Source organism: Variovorax sp. J22R115, assembly GCF_030317005.1.
Taxonomy (GTDB): Bacteria; Pseudomonadota; Gammaproteobacteria; order Burkholderiales; family Burkholderiaceae_C; genus Variovorax.
Map to the genome: position 1 here is coordinate 247,209 of NZ_JASZYM010000007.1, position 18,607 is coordinate 265,815.

Genomic DNA, 18,607 nt, shown 5'->3' on the forward strand with positions numbered 1-18,607 from the left:
TTGAATTTCTCGGGAGAGAACCATGAACCCCAAAGTTTTTATCAAGACCTTCGGCTGCCAGATGAACGAGTACGACTCGGACAAGATGGCTGACGTGCTCCGCGCCGCGGAAGGCTACGAGCCCACCACCAACGTCGACGAGGCCGACCTGATCCTCTTCAACACCTGCTCCGTGCGCGAGAAGGCCCAGGAGAAGGTGTTTTCCGACCTCGGCCGCGTGAAGCACCTCAAGGCCAAGGGCGTGAAGATCGGCGTCGGCGGCTGCGTCGCGAGCCAGGAAGGCGCGGCCATCATCGCCCGCGCGCCCTATGTCGACGTGGTGTTCGGTCCGCAGACCCTGCACCGCCTGCCCGACATGCTGAACCAGCGCGACCGCGAAGGCCGGCCGCAGGTGGACATCAGCTTTCCCGAGATCGAGAAGTTCGACCACCTGCCGCCTGCGCGGGTCGAAGGCGCAACCGCCTTCGTGTCGATCATGGAAGGCTGCTCCAAATACTGCAGCTATTGCGTGGTGCCCTACACGCGCGGCGAGGAAATCAACCGGCCGCTCGACGACGTGCTGGTCGAGGTCGCCGGACTGGCCGACCAGGGCGTGCGCGAAGTCACGCTGCTGGGACAGAACGTGAACGCTTACCGCGGCCGGATGGGCGACACCGCCGAGATCGCCGACTTCGCGCTCCTCATCGAATACATCGCCGAGATTCCCGGCATCGAGCGCATCCGCTATACGACGAGCCACCCCAACGAGTTCACGCCGCGGCTCATCGAGGCTTACGCCAAGGTCCCGCAACTCGTGAGCCACCTGCACCTGCCGGTGCAGCACGGCAGCGACCGCATCCTGATGGCAATGAAGCGCGGCTATACGGCCATGGAATACAAGAGCACGGTGCGCAAGCTGCGCGCAATCCGTCCCGGCCTGGCGCTCAGCAGCGACTTCATCGTCGGCTTCCCAGGTGAGACCGACGACGACTTCGGCAAGATGATGAAGCTCATCGACGACCTCGAATTCGACGCGAGCTTCAGCTTCATCTTCAGCCCGCGCCCCGGCACGCCCGCCGCGGCGCTGCACGACGACACGCCGCATGCCGTCAAGCTGGCGCGGCTTCAGCAGCTGCAAGCTGTCATCGACCGCAACGTCAAGCGCTTCGGCGAGAGCCGCGTCGGCACCGTGCAGCGCGTGCTGGTCGAAGGCGCATCGCGCAAAGACGCCCGCGAGCTGATGGGCCGCACCGAGTGCAATCGGGTCGTCAACTTCGAAGGCGACGACCGGCTGGTCGGCCAGATGATCGACCTGCGGATCACGCGCTCGCTCGCCTATACCTTGCGCGGCGAGGTCGTGACGGCCGAGTCGACGCACGCGGCCTGCCGGCCTGCACCGGTGCCCGTCGCCTGATGGCGAAGCTGAAGTCGGCGCGCGGTTCTTTCCAGCAGCTGCTGCTGTTCGCCTTTCTCCTGATCACCGCGCTGCTGGTGGGCGTCGCGCTGCGCGCGGTCTTCCAGTACGACCTCCTCATGACCGAAAGCCGCGACGCGGCGGCGCGCGCGCTCACGCTGTCGGGCGCGGCGCAGTCGCTGGCCGAGCGCAGCGCCGCGATGGAGCGCGCCGGGCGGCAGTCGCTGGTGCTCAACGACGCCGTGCTGCGCCGCCGCTTCGACGACGCTGCGCGCGACGCGCGCCAGGTGCTCGAGCGCCTGGCCGCCAACGGCCTTTCGAGCGACGGCCCCGACAAATGGCGCGAGCAGTTCGAGGTGATCCAGGGCCTGATGAGCGGCGCCCCCGAGACGGCACTGGCGCGCGAAAGCTCCATGGCGATGCAGTTCCGCGATCTCGATGCGCTGAACACCAACATCGCGCAGCAGGTGCAGTTCCTGATCGAGACCCGGAACAACGCTCTCGCGGAGCGCATCGAGACGGCGCGCACGCGGCTGATGCGGCTGGTGGTCGCCGCCAGCGCGCTGGCAGTTTCCCTGGCGCTCGCTTTCGGCGTCTGGCTGGCGCGGCCGTTCAAGCGGCTGGAGCGCGCCATCGTGGGACTGGGCGAAAACCGCCTCGACGAGCCGATCGACATCCATGGCCCCTCCGACGTGCGCCGCGTGTCGCAGCAGCTCGAATGGCTGCGGCTGCGGCTCACCGAGCTGGACGCCGACAAGGCACGCTTCCTGCGACACGTCTCTCATGAACTCAAGACGCCTCTGGCCGCCCTGCGCGAAGGGGTCTCGCTGCTGGAAGACGGCGTGACCGGCGCATTGAACCCCGCGCAGCGCGAAGTCGCGCAGATCCTGCAGCAGAACACCGTTTCGCTGCAGAGCCAGATCGAGGCCCTGCTGCGCTTCAACGCCGCGGCCTTCGAAGCGCGCCAACTGCACCGCGAACGCACGCCGCTGCTGCCGCTGATCGAGGACCAGATCGAGGCGCAGCGACTGCAATGGCAGGCCAACGGGCTTACCGTTCGGGCCGAGGGCGAACCGATCTCCGTCGCGGTGGATCCGGTGAAGCTCGGCACCGCGCTCGCCAACCTGCTGTCGAACGCCATCCGGTTTTCGGCGCGCGGCGGCACCATCACCATGGCGGTATCGAGCACGGCCGACAAGGCCTACATCGACATCAGCGACGCCGGACCCGGCATCGCGGAAGGCGATCGCGACCGCATCTTCGAACCCTTCTTCCGCGGCGAGCGACAACCCCAGCACTCGGTCAAGGGAACGGGCATCGGTCTATCGATCGTGCAGGAGTACATTGCAGCCCATGGCGGCCGCATCGCGCTGCTGCCGGAGGGGCCGGGTGCGCGATTCCGCGTCGAGCTGCCGCGCTCCACCTGACGACCACCGCCTGACGCGCCATTTTCCGACCCATGTGTTTCTCGATCTTTTGCAGATCCGCCCTCGTCATGACGATCGTCATGCCGCTGCTTGTGGCCGGCTGCACTACGCCACGCAGGCCGCCGGCCGAACCGGTGACTGTCGCTGTCGTCCCACCGCCGCCCCCGGCCGTCACGCCGGTCGAGGCTGAGCCCGTCGCGCCGGCGACGCAGCCCGGCGGCATCTTCGCGCAACAGCCGCAGGGCCCGGTCGGCACCATGCTCACCTATGCCGACAAGGTGCGGCAGCTCGGCCCGCCCGAACTCGCCAACGAGCTGGCGCGGCTCGGCGATCTCATCGAGACGCCGACCACGCAGATGCAGACGGCGATCGTCCTGGCCCAGACCCGCGCTCCGGCGGACCTCGCCAAGGCGCAAGGTCTGCTCCAGCGCGTGGCAACGAATCCTTCGGCGGATGCGCTGCCGCTGCAGCCACTCGCGCGGGTGCTCGGGGCGCGCTACGCTGAACAGCGTCGTGTCGAAGAAGACCGCGACAAGCAGGCGCAGCAGGTGCGCGACAGCCAGCGCCGCATCGACCAGTTGAACGATCGCATCGAGGCGCTGCGGGCCATCGAGCGCAGCTTCACGCGCCCGACCCCGCCTCCGGCGGCCCCAGTGAACAACAACCCGAAGCCCGCACCGTGAGCAGCCCGGCACCGCCCCCGCCCGCCAAGGACGTCGCAGCCGCGACGGCCCGCGAAACGCGCGGCGCGCGCCTGCTGGTCGTGGATGACGATCCGGACATGCTGCGGCTCCTGTCGATGCGGCTCACCTCGTCCGGCTATCAGGTCACGGCCGTGACTTCGGCGGAATCGGCGCTGACGCAACTGGAAATCGAACACCCGCAACTCGTGCTCAGCGATGTCCGGCTGCCGGGGCGCGACGGGCTCGCGCTCTTCGACGAAATCCGCAAGCGCCATCCGACCCTGCCGGTGATCCTCCTGACGGCGCACGGCACGATTCCCGATGCGGTCGAAGCCACGGCGCGCGGTGTCTTCACCTATCTGACCAAGCCCTACGACGGGCGTGAACTGCTCGACAAGATCGCGCAGGCGCTGGCCCTGGGCGCGCCCGCGGCGACACCCGGCAAGGGCGGCGACGAAAGCTGGCGGGCAGAAATTGTCAGCCGCAGCAATCGCATGTCCGAATTGCTGGCCGAGGCCCGCATGGTCGCCAAATCGGATGCCAGCGTGCTGCTGCGCGGGGACAGCGGCGCGGGCAAGGAACTGCTCGCCCGCGCGATCCACCGCGCGAGCGCACGGGCCGACAAGCCCTTCGTGGCCGTCAATTGCGGCGCCATTCCGGAGGCCTTGCTGGAGTCCGAGCTGTTCGGCCACATGAAGGGCGCCTTCACCGATGCGGTCGCCAATCACAAGGGCCTGTTCCAGCAGGCCGACGGCGGCACGCTGCTGCTCGACGAGATCGGGGACATGCCGCCAGCACTGCAGGTCAAGCTGCTGCGGGTGCTGCAGGAACACGCGGTGCGGCCGCTCGGCGCCAGCCAGTCGATAGAAGTCGACGTGCGGATCATCTCCGCCACCCACCGCGATCTGGACGCCGCGATGGAGGCCGGCCAGTTCCGCGAGGACCTGTACTACCGTCTCAACGTCGTGACACTGAGCCTTCCGCCCCTTTCGGCGCGGCGCGAGGACATTCCCCTGCTCGCGAACCACTTCCTCCAGCGGTTGTCGACCAAGTACGGCAAGCGGCTGTCCGGCTTCGCACCGGAAGCACTGAAGGCCCTGACGACCGCGTCGTGGCCCGGCAATGTGCGCCAGCTGTTCAATGTGGTCGAGCAGGTGTGCGCTCTCTCGAGTTCGCCCCTGATCCCTCTGGCGCTGGTGCAACGCGCGCTCCGCGTGCCGAGCGTCGAGGTGCAGACCTACGCCGAGGCCAAGCAGCGGTTCGAGCGCGACTACCTGGTCGGACTGCTCAAGCTGACCGACGGCAACGTCGCCGATGCAGCACGCCTCGCCGACCGCAACCGGACCGAGTTCTACCGGCTGCTGCAGAAGCACGAACTCACGCCCGGACATTTCAAGGCCGACGGCGTGTCGCCCGGACCGGAAAGCGGTCGCTGACCAGCGACACCCCTAAGTCGTTGATTTCATTGCGTTTTGCTGGTCAGGCTCGGCGGCTTGTCGGGATTCGGCGACAGATTCGGGTGTTTTGGGGCCATTTCGGGCATCCTGGCCGGGTCAGCCTGCTTCAAATCACCCTAAGTGCTTGATTTGAAATAGCTTTTCCGTGCTGGCACAGGGTTTGCCCCTGTAAAGGCATGACAGCACTTACCAGCCCCTCTTTCGCGATGCGTCCGCAGCGCGATGGCCTGCGTCAAAAGCAGTTTTCCCTCTCGCGGCCCCGCGCCGCGGGTCAGTCGCTGGCGGCACTCGAAGCTTCCAGCGGCATTGCGCCGGATTGCGTGTTCAAGCGCTTTCCGGCTATTGGCGACACGCCCTCCGTCCAGAAGCAACGCTGAGCTGCCGCATGAAGCCCAATGAATACTCCCAATTGAAGGTCCTGACGGAAGGCGATTTCTCGCACCGCAGCGTCCTTCGCGAAGAGCGCCACCCCAACTCGGTGACCGCTCCCCCCATCAACCGCGGCTCGATGATGCCCCGTCCCTGGCGCGGCTTCTGGAACAGCATCGGTACTGCACTGCTGGTCAAGCTCGGCGCTGGCGGCGCGGCGAAGGCCTCGCGGCAAGCCGCGGCGCCGGCCGCCCGGCAACCATGGGAGCGCGCGGCGAAGCAGCGCCGTTTCACCTTCATGGCGCTCGCGCTGTTCAGCACTGTGCTTGCTTCCACCCTGTTTGCGCGCGTGCAACCGGACTACGACAACCTCTGGCTCGAATACAGCCAGATCGCCCTGTACGGCCTGCTGTCGGGCTGGGTCGTGACCGGCTTCGTGACTGCGCTGATGGGCTTCTACGTCTCGGTACGCGGTGACAAGCATGCGCTGTCCGCCAAGCAGGTGGCGAACCACCCCATGAACCCCGAGGCGCGGACGGCAATCGTCATGCCGATCTGCAACGAGGACGTGGCGACCGTGTTCGCCGGCCTGCGCGCCACCTGCGAATCGGTCGCCGCGACCGGCCATGCCCAGCAGTTCGACGTGTTCGTGCTGTCAGATAGCTACACGCCCGAGATCGCCGCCGCCGAGCACGCTGCCTGGGAAGACCTGCGCACCGCCTTGGCGAGCAGCCCCAACCAGCCGCAGGTCGAGGTGTACTACCGCCTGCGCACCCGCCGCACGCACCGCAAGGCCGGCAACGTCGCCGACTTCTGCCGCCGCTGGGGCAAGGACTACCGCTACATGGTCGTGCTCGACGCCGACAGCGTCATGAGCGGCGACTGCCTGACCTCCATGGTCAAGCTGATGGAAGCCAACCCCACGGCCGGCATCATCCAGACCGCGACGCAGGCCATCGGCCACGTCACGCTGCACGCCCGCGCCCAGCAGTTCGCCTCGCGCATGACGGGTCGCCTGTTCACGCTCGGCATGCAGTTCTGGCAGCTCGGCGAGTCGCACTACTGGGGCCACAACGCGATCATCCGCGTCCAGCCCTTCATGGACCACTGCGCGCTGGCGCCCATCAAGGGCAAGGGCGGCATGTCCGGTGGCATCATGTCGCACGACTTCGTCGAAGCCGCGCTGATGCGCCGCGCCGGCTATCACGTCTGGCTGGTGGCGGATCTGGTCGGCAGCTACGAGCAGCAACCGCCGGACCTGCTGGCCGAACTGCAGCGCGACCGCCGTTGGTGCCAGGGCAACCTGCAAAACGCCCGCCTGATGGCCGAGCCCGGCCTGCACTCGGTGCACCGCGCGATGTTCGTCACCGGCACGATGGCCTACGTCTCCGCGCCGCTGTGGCTGGCGTTCCTGACGCTGGGCACCGCCCTGTGGCTCACCGGTTCGACCGTTGTCGACCACTGGCTCGCCATGCCGATGGAATTGGCCGGCCTCTGGCTGTGGACGCTGTGCTTGCTGTTTCTGCCGCGCGTGCTGGGGATCGTCGCCGTGGTGATCCGCGGCGAGCAGCGCCAGTTCGGTGGCGTGGGCGGTCTGCTCAAGAGCGCAGCCCTGGAAAGCACCCTCGCCATCGTGCAGGCGCCGGTGCGCATGCTGGCCCACTCGCTGTTCGTGGTCGTGGCGCTCACTGGCATCAAGCTCGAATGGAAGTCGCCTCCGCGTGAAGCCGCTGCCGTGCCGTGGCGCATCGCCGCCTCGCAGCTGGCCCCGATGACTCTGGTGATCGCCGCGCTGGCCGTAGGCGTCGCACTGATCGACGCCAGCGCGCTGGCCTGGCTGATGCCGGTGGGCCTGCCGCTGCTGCTGGCGATCCCGCTGACGGTCCTGACCAGCCAGATCGCGCTAGGCAACTCCCTGCGCGACAAGGGCTTCCTGCTGATTCCGGAGGAGTCGCGTTCGCCGGCCGTGCTGCGCAGGGCCTGGATGCACGCGGTGCGCCTGGCCCGGCCCGTGGCGGCCTGAGTCGTAGGACGCCAACAAAAAGCCCGCTTCGGCGGGCTTTTTCTTTGTCAGGAATACCGCGGAACCGGCTCCGCCGGTCCGCAGGTGAGTCAGAACCGCGGCATCCCGCCGCCACCACCCATGCCGGGCATGCCCTTCATGCCACCCATGCGCTTCATCATCTTCATGAGGCCGCCGCCCTTCATCTTCTTCATCATCCCCTGCATCTGCTCGAACTCGTTGAGCAGACGGTTCACTTCCTGAACCTGCACGCCGGCGCCGGCCGCGATGCGCCGCTTGCGCGTTGCCTTGAGGAGTTCGGGCTTGCGTCGCTCCAGCGGGGTCATGCTGTTGATGATCCCTTCCTTGCGGCGAATGTCGCGTTCGGCGCGGGTCATGTCGGCTTCGGTGGCCTTGGCGGCCATCTGCGCAGGCAGCTTGTCCATGATGCTGGAGAGCCCACCCATCTGCTTCATCTGCTGCAACTGGCCGAGGAAGTCGTTGAGGTCGAAACCGGCGCCGCTCTTAACCTTGGCCGCGAGCTTCTGCGCCGCGGCGACGTCCACGCCGGCCGTGACCTGCTCGACCAGCGCGACGATGTCGCCCATGCCCAGGATGCGGCCCGCATGCCGCTCGGCATCGAAGACTTCCAGGCCATCGATCTTTTCGCTGACACCGGCGAACTTGATCGGCACGCCCGTGACCTGTCGCACCGACAAGGCCGCGCCGCCGCGCGAGTCACCGTCGGTCTTGGTCAGGATGATGCCGGTCAGCGGCAGTGCTTCCTTGAAGGCCTTGGCGGTGTTGATCGCATCCTGCCCTTGCATCGCATCGACCACGAACAGCGTCTCGATCGGATTGAGTGCAGCGTGCAGTTGCTGGATTTCGGTCATGAGCACTTCGTCGATCGCGAGCCGGCCGGCGGTGTCGACCAGAAGCACATCGAAGAAGTGGCGCTTGGCGTGGTCGAGCGCGGCGCGCGCGATGTCGAGCGGCTTCTGGTCCGGGCTGCTCGGGAACCATTCGGCCCCGGCCTGCTTGGTGACGGTCTTGAGTTGCTCGATGGCGGCGGGACGGTACACGTCGCCCGAGACGGTGAGCACCTTCTTCTTGCGCTTCTCGATCAGGTGCTTGGCCAGCTTGGCGGTGGTGGTGGTCTTGCCGGCGCCTTGCAGACCGGCCATCAGGATCACGGCTGGCGGCTGGGCGACGAGGTTGATGTCGGCCACGCCCTCGCCCATGGTCGCGGCGAGTTCGCGGTTCACGATGCCGACCAGCGCTTGTCCGGGCTTCAGCGAACCCAGTACTTCCTGGCCGAGTGACTTCTCCCTGACGCGCGCGACGAAGTCGCGAACGACCGGCAGCGCCACGTCGGCTTCGAGCAACGCCATGCGCACCTCGCGCAACATGTCCTGCACGTTGCTTTCGGTGATCCGGGCCTGGCCGCTCATCGTCTTGACGAGGCGGGAAAACTTTTCTGTGAGCGCGGTGGCCATGAAAGGGGTACCTTGTTGCTCCGCTGAAGCGGGGCGAAAGAAAGTCGTGAAACACCGCGGATCCGGCTCCGCCGGTCCGCTGGTGTTGCCCCCGGTCAGGGGGTGGGCGAAGCGACACGAAGTGCGCGAAGCCTGGGGGCGAGCCATTAAACTCCGACCGATGATTTTAGCGATCCCCTCCCCACTCGGCGTGGCACTGGGCATCGCCACCGCCGCAGCCTATGGCTTCACCGCGGCCGCATCCTCCTGGCTCAGCCGCTCGTCCACACAGTCGCTGCTGGTGCTGGCGTGGCTGCTGCACGCGTTCGCGCTGGGCTGCGGGCTGGTCGGCGGCACCCCGCGCTTCGGCTTCGCGCCGGCGATTTCGGTCACAGCCTGGCTGGTGCTGACGGTCTACGCCATCGAAAGCCGGATGTATCCACAACTGAAGGTGCGCCGAGCACTTGCAGCGCTTGGAGCTGCGGCCGTGCTGCTTGCCGTCCTGTTCCCGGGCACGCCGCTGCATGTCTCGGCCTCGCCCTGGCTGCCGCTGCACCTGGCGCTGGGTATTGCTTCCTACGGCCTGTTCGGTGCCGCGGTGATCCATGCATGGCTCATGACCCGCGCCGAAAAGCAGATCCGTCTCGCTGCCGAACCACAGGGTGGCGTGCCCCTCCTCACGATGGAACGACTGACCTTCCGCTTCGTCGCGGCAGGCTTCGTCCTGCTGTCGGCCACATTGCTGGCGGGCCTTCTGTTCAGCGAGACCCTTTACGGCACGGCCGTGCGCGGCTGGAAGTGGGACCACAAGACCGTTTTCTCCGTCCTGGCCTGGCTCGCCTTCGCCGTCCTGCTGATTGGACGCGCACGCTTCGGCTGGCGCGGCCGCACCGCGCGCCGCGTGCTTTACGCGGGTTCCGCCCTGCTGGTGCTGGCCTATGTGGGTTCGCGCTTCGTGCTGGAAGTCGTCCTCTCGCGCGCCCCCGCATGAAATATCTTCTCGTCCTCGCCGTCATCTTCGTGGCCATCTGGATCTGGCGAAAGAACCGCCGCGAAGAAATGCAGTCGCGCCCCCCACCGCCCGCCAAGCCACCGGCCGTCGGCGCCCCCCAAGCCATGGTCCGTTGCGCCCATTGCGGCCTCCACCTGCCAGCCGCCGATGCAATCACCGGGCCATCGGGGATCTACTGCAGCGCAGCCCACCGCCAAGCCGCAGGGCGAGCCAAGTGACCTGGTCACGGAGCGACCCGGCCACGGACTGGAGCTCGCTCGAACATTTCAGCGGCGAAAGCTCGGCGCTGCAGCGCCTGTGGCGGGGTTTCATGGCCGCGCGATGCTTTGTCGCGGCGGTGCTGCTGCTGTTGCAGGCCCTGGCCATGGTCCTGGGACAGTCGATGCAGCCGGCAGCCGTTGCATTGTCGGCCGGCTATGTCATCGCCGCGCTGCTGGCGGCGCGGTTTGCGCCGTTCAAGCCGATACGGGGCGTCGGAGGTGCGTGGCTCTCGACCATCGGGGTCGACCTCGTCACTTTCACGGCGCTGCAAGTGATGCAGGTCGGCAGCATCAACTACACACCGCTGTTCGCGCTGCCCGTGTTGATGGGCGCGGTGCTGGGCACGAGCGCGGTGGGCCTCGGCACGACGGCTGCAGCCACCTTGCTGCTGCTGGCGCATGCGACCTGGTTCTGGCTGGAGCAGCCCACGGACACCTCGCCCCGGTTCGTCCAGGCGGCGCTGACCGGCACGGGGCTCTTCGTGGTGGCCTTGCTGGCGCACGAGTTGGCGCGCCGGCTGACGCGCGAGGAAGCGGTGGCGCAGCGAAACCGCGGCGCGGCGCAGATGCATGCACTGGTCAACGACCTCGTGATCGAGACGCTGAGCGAAGGCGTCCTGGTGATCGATGCCCAAGGCCAAGTGCACGCCACCAACCCGGCCGCCGATGCCATCCTCGGCCAGGGCCTGGCGGAACTCGCGCTGCCGTTCGCGCTGAGTGCGCATCCGGCATGGGCTCCGCTCGCCGCACTTGCGGGGCAGACCTTCTCACGGCGCACGCCCCAATCAAAGGAAATTCCCGTCGCGCAAGCACAGGGCACGGCGCGCGAAGTCCGGGTGCGCACACGCCTCACGCAAACGAGGGATCGCCACACCGAAAGCTTGTGCGTGATGTTCCTGCAGGATCTGCGCGAACTCGAAGCCCGCATCCGCACCGAGAAGCTGGCAGCCATGGGACGCATGTCGGCGGCGGTCGCGCACGAGATCCGCAATCCGCTCGCCGCCATCACCCAGGCCAGCGCACTGCTCGGCGAGGACCTGGTCGACCCTGCGCATCGGCAGCTCACAACGATGGTGCAACAGAACGCGCAGCGCCTGTCGCGCATCGTCGACGATGTGCTCGATGTGGCGCGGGCCCGGCAACAGCGCGTGCTGCCGCTCGGCGAACAGATCATCCTCGACCCGACCGTCCGTACGCTCGCGGAAGAATGGGTGCAGCACGCGCAGCGGCAAGGCGTGCTGCTGGCGCTCGACGCGACCGGAAGCGACGTGCGCTTCGACGTCGAGCACCTGCGCCGCATCCTCGTGAACCTGCTCGACAACGCAGCGCGCTATGCAGGGGACCGCGAGGGTTCGATCCAGATCACCACGCGCGTGAACTCCGCCGGCCGGCCTTGCCTCCAGATATGGAGCGACGGTGCACCGCTCGAACCCGCGGTGCAGCGGCATCTATTCGAACCCTTCTTCTCTTCCGAAAGCCGTTCGAGCGGCCTGGGTCTGTTCCTGTGTCGCGAGTTGTGCGAGCGCCACGGCGCGACGATCGGCTACGAGCGCCGCACTCTCTCCCCGACAGGGCCGGAGGGCAACGAGTTTTTCGTCGCGTTTGCAGCGGCCGAAACTCGACTGACACAATAGCAGTGTGAGCACCCCTAACCCGTCCGCGCCGCGCCCCGCCCAGATCCTGGTCGTCGACGACGAACCCGATCTGCGCACACTCTATGAACTCACGCTGCTTCGCGAGGGCTACCGCGTCGAGGCGGCCGGCAGCGTGTCGGAGGCCTGGCAGCACCTGGAGGCCGGCCGCTTCGATGCCGTGATCACCGACATGCGCCTGCCCGACGGGCTCGGCATGGAGATCCTCCTGCGCATCCAGCAGGACCAGCGCGCCGAGCGCTGCGTCGTGATGACGGCCTACGGCTCGGCTGAGAATGCAGTCGAGGCGCTCAAGGCCGGCGCATTCGACTACCTCACCAAACCGGTCGACCTGAAGCAGTTCCGTTCGGTCGTGGCGTCCGCCGTGCAGGCGACGGCACAGCCGACCACGGCGAAAGCGGTTCGTACGGGCGACGACGGCGGCAAGGCGGTGCCGGCCATCGGCAGCAGCGGCGTCGCTGCGCTCGAACGGCTGGTAGGCGAATCCGAACCGATGCGCCTCGTCAAGGCACGCATCGCCAAGGTGGCGCGGGGCATGGCGCCGGTGCTGGTGCGCGGAGAATCCGGCACCGGCAAGGAACTGGCCGCGCGCGCCGTGCATGCGTGCAGCCAGCGCAGCGACGGTCCGTTCGTCGCAGTCAATTGCGGCGCCATTCCCGAGAACCTTCTCGAAGCCGAATTCTTCGGCGCGCGCAAGGGCTCCTACACCGGCTCTTCCCAGGACCGCGACGGCTATTTCCAGGCGGCACGCGGCGGCACCTTGTTCCTCGACGAGATTGGCGACCTGCCGCTGGCGATGCAGTCCAAGCTGCTGCGCGCCATCCAGGAGCGCAGCGTGCGCCCCATCGGCTCGACGCAGGAGGATGCGGTCGACGTCCGCATCGTGAGCGCCACGCACAAGGACCTGCACGCCGAGGTCCAGACCAGCCGCTTCCGGCAGGATCTTTTCTACCGCCTCAACGTGATCGAGATCGCCGTGCCGGCCTTGCGCGAGCGTCGCAGCGACCTGCCCGCGCTGTGCATTGCGCTGCTCGAACGCATCGCAGGCGATGCCGGCATGCCGGTGCCCTCCCTGTCGGCCGATGTGCTCCAGCGCCTGTCCGAGCACCCGCTTCGCGGCAATGTCCGTGAACTGGAGAACCTCCTGCATCGCGCCGTCGCGTTGAACGACGGCGACATGCTGCATCTCGACCTCGTCGACAGCGCGGTGATCCCTGCGGAACCCGCGTTGGCGGAGCCCGTCCTTCTGCCGGAACCCGGTCCCGCGACCGCGCCCCCATTGCCCACGCGCCAGGCATCGGCGATGCCGAGTGATCTGCAAGGCTACCTCGATGAGCAGGAGCGCCAGATCCTCATCCGCGCCCTGCAGGAAACCGGCTTCAATCGCACGGCGGCGGCGGCGCGCCTCGGCTTGAGCCTTCGACAAATCCGCTATCGCATCGCGCGCCTAGGCATCGCGACACCGAATGGCGATGATGGCAATGGTCTCGGTGCCGATGAATGAACCCGGCGCCGGACTCTGGCAGTCCGGCTGGTATCGCTTCGCCCGACAGTTGCGCTCCCCCAATTTCGGGCCACGCCCGGACGGCGCGCAGATCGACCTCGTCGTCCTGCATTCGATCAGCCTGCCACCCGGCCGCTACGGCGGCGACGAAGTGCAGCAGCTCTTCACGAATCGCCTCGACTGGGACGCGCATCCCTACTTCGCCGCCATCCGCGGCCTGGAGGTCTCCGCTCACTTCTATATAAGACGCAACGGCGAGCTGTGGCAGTTCGTGAGCTGCGACGACCGCGCGTGGCACGCCGGCGCTTCGTCCTGGCGCGGCCGCGCGAACTGCAACGACGATTCGATCGGCATCGAGCTCGAAGGGCTGGAGGGCGAACCCTTCGAAGGCGCGCAATACGAAACCCTGGCCAGCCTGTGCCCGGCGATCGCGCAGCACTACGCGATCGAATTCATCGCCGGCCACGAACACATTGCGCCGGGCCGCAAGGAAGACCCGGGCGCCGGCTTCGATTGGCGCCTCCTGCGCGCGGAACTCGGTTGGGATCCGGCGATGTTCCCCCCGGACGTCGCAACACGCTGAAATTTTTCAATCGCGAAGCAACGGGCGATGTATCCCGGGTGCATCGCCGCGAATGATCCCCCGCGCTGCGCAAGCGCAGCAACCATGCGGTTTTCAGGCCCAAATCCCTCTGAAACCCCCGTAGATCGCGGACCCAGTTAACGTGGGGCACTGGTGATGCGGGATAAATGTGCCTTCGGCGTCCAGCAACAAAAATCACGGTCGTTGTAGATTGTCGAAAACACTATATCTAGTGGGTTGTGGACCCCATGGGCCCCAGATATAGTGTGCCTGCCCGGCGCGTACCGCCCGGAACAATGGCCAACACGGCACTGCCGCCCCAACAAGAATTGCCAACGAGGATCGAATGCAAACAGCCCTGACCCCCCCCTCCTCTACTTCCCGCGCCGTACCCTCGACGCCGCAAAACCGCGACGTTGCCGGCTCGCCTGCAGGTAACGCGCTCGCCCATTACCAGATCATTCGCCGCAACGGCGCGGTCGTGCCTTTCGAGCCGAACAAGATCGCCATCGCGATGATGAAGGCCTTCCTTGCAGTGCATGGCACGCAGGGCGCGGCTTCCGCCAGCGTGCGCGAGACGGTCGACAACCTGACGCAAGGCGTGGTCCGCGCCATGGTCCGCTCGCGACCGGGCGGCGGCACCTTCCATATCGAGGACGTGCAGGACCAGGTCGAACTCGGCCTGATGCGCGGGGGCCACCACGAGATCGCCCGCGCCTATGTGCTGTACCGCGAACGCCGCTCGCAGGAGCGCACGAAGCAGGGCGGTGCGGACACGCAGGTGGCAGTCTCCACGCTGCACGTGCTGGACCGCGGCGAGCGCGTGGCGCTCGACCTGAACGAACTCAAGGACCTGATCGAATCCGCCTGCACCGACCTGGGCGACAGCATCACGGCCGGCCCGATCGTGGCCGAGACGATGCGCAATCTCTACGACGGCGTTCCGCTCGACGAGGTCTACAAGGCTTCGATCCTCGCTGCCCGCACGCTGATCGAGAAGGACCCCGACTACACCTTCGCCACCGCCCGCCTGCTGCTGCACACGATCTTCAAGGAAGTGATCGGCCGCGAAGTGCCGCCGGCCGAACGGGCCCAGGCCTACGCCGACTACTTCCCGCAGTTCATCAAGAAGGGCGTCGACAACGAGTTGCTCGACGAGAAGCTGCTGCAGTTCGATCTGGCCCGCCTTGGCGCCGCGCTCAAGCCCGAACGCGACATGCAGTTCGACTATCTCGGCCTGCAGACGCTCTACGACCGCTACTTCCTGCACGTGCGCAAATCGCGCATCGAACTCCCGCAAGCCTTCTTCATGCGCGTCGCGATGGGCCTCTCGCTCAACGAGATCGACCGCGAAGCCCGGGCGATCGAGTTCTATGAAGTGCTGTCCTCCTTCGACTTCATGTCGAGCACGCCGACCTTGTTCAACAGCGGCACGCTGCGCTCGCAGCTGTCCAGCTGTTACCTGACGACCGTGCCCGACGACCTCGACGGCATCTACGAGTCGATCAAGGAAAACGCGCTGCTCTCCAAGTTCGCCGGTGGCCTGGGCAACGACTGGACGCGCGTGCGCGCCCTCGGCAGCCATATCAAGGGCACCAACGGCGAATCGCAGGGCGTCGTGCCTTTCCTGAAGGTCGTGAACGACACCGCGGTCGCAGTCAACCAGGGCGGCAAGCGCAAGGGCGCGGTCTGCACCTACCTGGAAAGCTGGCACCTCGACATCGAGGAATTCCTCGAACTGCGCAAGAACACCGGCGATGACCGCCGCCGCACGCACGACATGAACACGGCGAACTGGATTCCCGACCTCTTCATGCGCCGCGTGATGGAAAAGGGCACCTGGACGCTGTTCTCGCCTTCCAACGTGCCTGACCTGCATGACAAGTTCGGCGCCGACTTCGAAACCGCCTACGTGGCCTACGAAGAAAAGGCTGCGCGCGGCGACATCAAGCCGAGCCGCACGCTCCAGGCCACCGACCTCTGGCGCAAGATGCTCACGATGCTGTTCGAAACCGGGCATCCGTGGATCACATTCAAGGATGCCTGCAACGTGCGATCGCCTCAGCAGCACGCCGGCGTGGTTCATTCGTCGAACCTCTGCACCGAGATCACGCTCAACACCAGTGACACCGAAACCGCCGTCTGCAACCTCGGCTCGGTCAACCTGCTGCAGCATCTGAAGGACGGCAGAGTCGATCAGGAAAAGCTCAAGCGCACCATCTCGACCGCGATGCGCATGCTCGACAACGTGATCGACATCAACTACTACGCTGTCAAGAAGGCGCGCGATTCGAACCTGCGCCATCGCCCGGTCGGCCTCGGCCTGATGGGCTTCCAGGACGCACTGTATGAACTCCGCATCCCCTACGCCTCGCAGGAAGCCGTGCAGTTCGCCGACGAATCGATGGAAGCGATCTGCTACCACGCCTACTGGGCCTCGACCGACCTGGCGCGCGAACGCGGCAAGTACTCGAGCTACAAGGGCTCGCTGTGGGACAAGGGAGTGCTTCCGCCCGACACGCTCGACCTGCTCGAAAAGGCACGCGGCGGATACGTCGAAGTGGACCGTTCTGCAACGCTCGACTGGGACGCGCTGCGCCAGAAGATCAAGGCCGACGGCATGCGCAACTCCAACTGCGTCGCCATCGCACCGACCGCGACCATCTCGAACATCATCGGCGTGGATGCATCGATCGAGCCCTGCTTCGGCAACCTCTCGGTCAAGTCCAACCTCTCCGGCGAGTTCACCGTCATCAACCATTACCTGGTGCGCGACCTCAAGCGCCTGGGCCTGTGGGACGACGTGATGGTGATGGACCTGAAGCACTTCGACGGTTCGCTGCGTCCCATCGACCGTGTGCCGCAGGACGTCAAGGCGCTCTACGCGACCGCGTTCGAGGTCGAGACCACGTGGTTGGTCGAGGCCGCTGCGCGTCGCCAGAAGTGGATCGACCAGGCGCAGTCGCTCAACATCTACATGGCCGGTGCATCAGGCAAGAAGCTCGACGACACCTACAAGCTCGCATGGCTGCGCGGCTTGAAGACCACCTACTACCTGCGCACGCAGAGCGCGACGCATGCCGAGAAGTCCACTGTTCAATCGGGTCGGCTCAACGCGGTGTCTTCAGGCAGCGGCGATGCATCGCAAGGCATGAGCGCACTCGAAGCCGCTGCACTCGCAGCGCAAGCGCAGTTGAATGCGATGCCCGCAACCGACATCGCTTTTTGCGGCGTCGACGATCCGACGTGCGAAGCATGCCAATGATGTCGGCATGAAGTGGAGGTCGTTCGCGGCATTGCCTGACAAATTGCGATGCATGCGAACAACATAACGACAACATAATTGGAGCGCGATGTGAAGGAGCACTTTGCAACTCACATCGTTGCTCACATAATTTGAGCATTGGATTTTTCTATGTTGACCTGGGACGAAGAAGTCAAGCCCTCCTTGCCAAAGGATCTGCAACAAGGATTGCGGCACACATCGAACAGCGGCACGCAAGTCGGCCGCTCGACGGAGTTTCCGACTTCGCAAATTGCTTCCCCTCTCTCTTCCGCTTCGCCCGTCGCGCGCACGCTCGATGACGGCGCAGCATTGCGGCCCGCACAAGCAGTGTCGTCCGTCGCGCCGGTGGCGCATCGCGTCAAGGCTGCCGACAAGCGCATCATCAACGGCCAGACCGACGTCAACCAGCTGGTTCCGTTCAAGTACAAGTGGGCCTGGGAAAAGTACCTCGCCACCTGCGCCAACCACTGGATGCCGCAGGAAGTGAACATGACGCGCGACATCGCGCTCTGGAAAGATCCCAACGGCCTGACCGAGGACGAGCGCCGCATCGTCAAGCGCAACCTCGGCTTCTTCGTGACCGCCGACTCGCTGGCCGCCAACAACATCGTGCTGGGCACCTACCGCCACATCACGGCGCCCGAGTGCCGCCAGTTCCTGCTTCGCCAGGCCTTCGAGGAAGCGATCCACACACACGCGTACCAGTACATCGTCGAGTCGCTCGGCCTGGACGAGAGCGAGATCTTCAACGCCTACAACGAAGTCCCGTCGATCCGCGAGAAGGACCAGTTCCTGATCCCGTTCATCGACGCCATCAGCGACCCGAACTTCCACACCGGTACGCACGAGAACGACCAGACCTTGCTCAAGTCGCTGATCGTCTTCGCCTGCCTGATGGAAGGACTCTTCTTCTACGTCGGTTTCACGCAGATCCTCGCGTTGGGCCGCCAGAACAAGATGACCGGCGCCGCCGAACAGTACCAGTACATCCTGCGCGACGAGTCGATGCACTGCAATTTCGGCATCGACCTGATCAACCAGCTCAAGCTCGAGAACCCGCACCTCTGGACCGCCGAGTTCAAGGCCGAGATCAAGGCGCTCTTCATGAAGGCCGTCGAGCTCGAATACCGATATGCCGAAGACACCATGCCGCGCGGCGTGCTCGGCATGAACGCATCCATGTTCAAGGGCTACCTGCGCTACATCGCCAACCGGCGCGCGCAGCAGATCGGCCTCGAAACGCTCTTCCCGAACGAGGAAAATCCGTTCCCCTGGATGAGCGAAATGATTGACCTGAAGAAGGAGCGCAACTTCTTCGAAACCCGCGTGATCGAGTATCAGTCGGGTGGTGCGCTCTCCTGGGATTGAATCTTTCCGACAAGAACAAAAAGTGAATTCAAGAATAGTTCTCGCCGACGACCAGCACCAAAGAGTGCGGCATCGGTGAGGGCGCAGGTGTTCATGGTGCTGGAGCCTGCTCCAACGCCATGAATCGCTTCACGCT

14 protein-coding genes are annotated in these 18,607 nt (G+C 65.9%); 13 read left to right on the forward strand and 1 reads right to left on the reverse strand.

All coding sequences use genetic code 11. From position 1 onward, the window contains the following. Positions 1 to 22 precede the first annotated feature (22 nt). The 6 genes from miaB to mdoH all read left to right on the forward strand — a co-directional run bounded on the left by miaB (position 23) and on the right by mdoH (position 7,352). Entirely contained in the window at positions 23 to 1,393 is a 1,371-nt protein-coding gene (miaB, locus tag QTI04_RS14620) for a tRNA (N6-isopentenyl adenosine(37)-C2)-methylthiotransferase MiaB (RefSeq protein ID WP_286616262.1), read from the forward strand. After that, a complete protein-coding gene (locus tag QTI04_RS14625; protein ID WP_286601840.1) occupies positions 1,393 to 2,820 on the forward strand; it encodes a sensor histidine kinase KdpD in 1,428 nt (475 codons plus the stop codon). Before miaB ends, QTI04_RS14625 begins: the two co-directional genes overlap by 1 nt. Before the next feature lie 68 nt (positions 2,821 to 2,888). Next, a complete protein-coding gene (locus QTI04_RS14630; protein ID WP_286601839.1) occupies positions 2,889 to 3,503 on the forward strand; it encodes a hypothetical protein in 615 nt (204 codons plus the stop codon). Positions 3,504 to 3,574: 71 nt separating this feature from the next. After that, the gene (locus QTI04_RS14635) at positions 3,575 to 4,939 is read left to right on the forward strand and encodes a sigma 54-interacting transcriptional regulator (protein ID WP_286601952.1); all 1,365 of its coding nucleotides are present in this window, start codon (positions 3,575 to 3,577) and stop codon (positions 4,937 to 4,939) included. 197 nt (positions 4,940 to 5,136) lie between these two features. Beyond that, complete coding sequence (locus tag QTI04_RS14640; protein ID WP_286601838.1) at positions 5,137 to 5,337, forward strand: hypothetical protein; 201 nt, start codon at positions 5,137 to 5,139, stop codon at positions 5,335 to 5,337. 8 nt (positions 5,338 to 5,345) lie between these two features. Next, on the forward strand, positions 5,346 to 7,352 hold the full coding sequence (gene mdoH / locus QTI04_RS14645; RefSeq protein ID WP_286616263.1) for a glucans biosynthesis glucosyltransferase MdoH: 2,007 nt from the start codon (positions 5,346 to 5,348) through the stop codon (positions 7,350 to 7,352). An 89-nt stretch (positions 7,353 to 7,441) separates the two neighbouring features. Here mdoH and ffh read toward each other — a convergent pair whose 3' ends face one another. Next, positions 7,442 to 8,827, reverse strand: a complete 1,386-nt coding sequence (gene ffh / locus QTI04_RS14650) for a signal recognition particle protein (RefSeq protein ID WP_286616264.1) — start codon at positions 8,825 to 8,827, stop codon at positions 7,442 to 7,444. A gap of 160 nt (positions 8,828 to 8,987) precedes the next feature. On the opposite strand from ffh, the gene QTI04_RS14655 reads away from it, so the two are divergent. The 7 genes from QTI04_RS14655 to QTI04_RS14685 all read left to right on the forward strand — a co-directional run bounded on the left by QTI04_RS14655 (position 8,988) and on the right by QTI04_RS14685 (position 18,471). Continuing rightward, positions 8,988 to 9,797, forward strand: a complete 810-nt coding sequence (locus QTI04_RS14655; protein WP_286601835.1) for an inner membrane protein YpjD — start codon at positions 8,988 to 8,990, stop codon at positions 9,795 to 9,797. After that, positions 9,794 to 10,036: a PP0621 family protein gene (locus QTI04_RS14660; protein ID WP_286601834.1), complete on the forward strand. Its 243-nt coding sequence runs from the start codon at positions 9,794 to 9,796 to the stop codon at positions 10,034 to 10,036. Before QTI04_RS14655 ends, QTI04_RS14660 begins: the two co-directional genes overlap by 4 nt. Continuing rightward, on the forward strand, positions 10,033 to 11,712 hold the full coding sequence (locus tag QTI04_RS14665) for a nitrogen regulation protein NR(II) (protein ID WP_286616265.1): 1,680 nt from the start codon (positions 10,033 to 10,035) through the stop codon (positions 11,710 to 11,712). Before QTI04_RS14660 ends, QTI04_RS14665 begins: the two co-directional genes overlap by 4 nt. A gap of 4 nt (positions 11,713 to 11,716) precedes the next feature. Next, entirely contained in the window at positions 11,717 to 13,234 is a 1,518-nt protein-coding gene (locus QTI04_RS14670; protein WP_286616266.1) for a sigma-54 dependent transcriptional regulator, read from the forward strand. Beyond that, positions 13,227 to 13,817, forward strand: coding sequence for a 1,6-anhydro-N-acetylmuramyl-L-alanine amidase AmpD (ampD, locus tag QTI04_RS14675; protein WP_286616267.1), 591 nt, complete (start codon positions 13,227 to 13,229; stop codon positions 13,815 to 13,817). The genes QTI04_RS14670 and ampD overlap by 8 nt, the downstream gene beginning before the upstream one ends. A gap of 346 nt (positions 13,818 to 14,163) precedes the next feature. Next, a complete protein-coding gene (locus QTI04_RS14680) occupies positions 14,164 to 17,082 on the forward strand; it encodes a ribonucleoside-diphosphate reductase subunit alpha (RefSeq protein ID WP_286616268.1) in 2,919 nt (972 codons plus the stop codon). A 150-nt stretch (positions 17,083 to 17,232) separates the two neighbouring features. Then, positions 17,233 to 18,471 carry a ribonucleotide-diphosphate reductase subunit beta gene (locus tag QTI04_RS14685; RefSeq protein WP_286601829.1) on the forward strand — a complete coding sequence of 413 codons (1,239 nt, stop codon included), beginning with the start codon at positions 17,233 to 17,235 and terminating at the stop codon, positions 18,469 to 18,471. Positions 18,472 to 18,607: the final 136 nt, after the last annotated feature.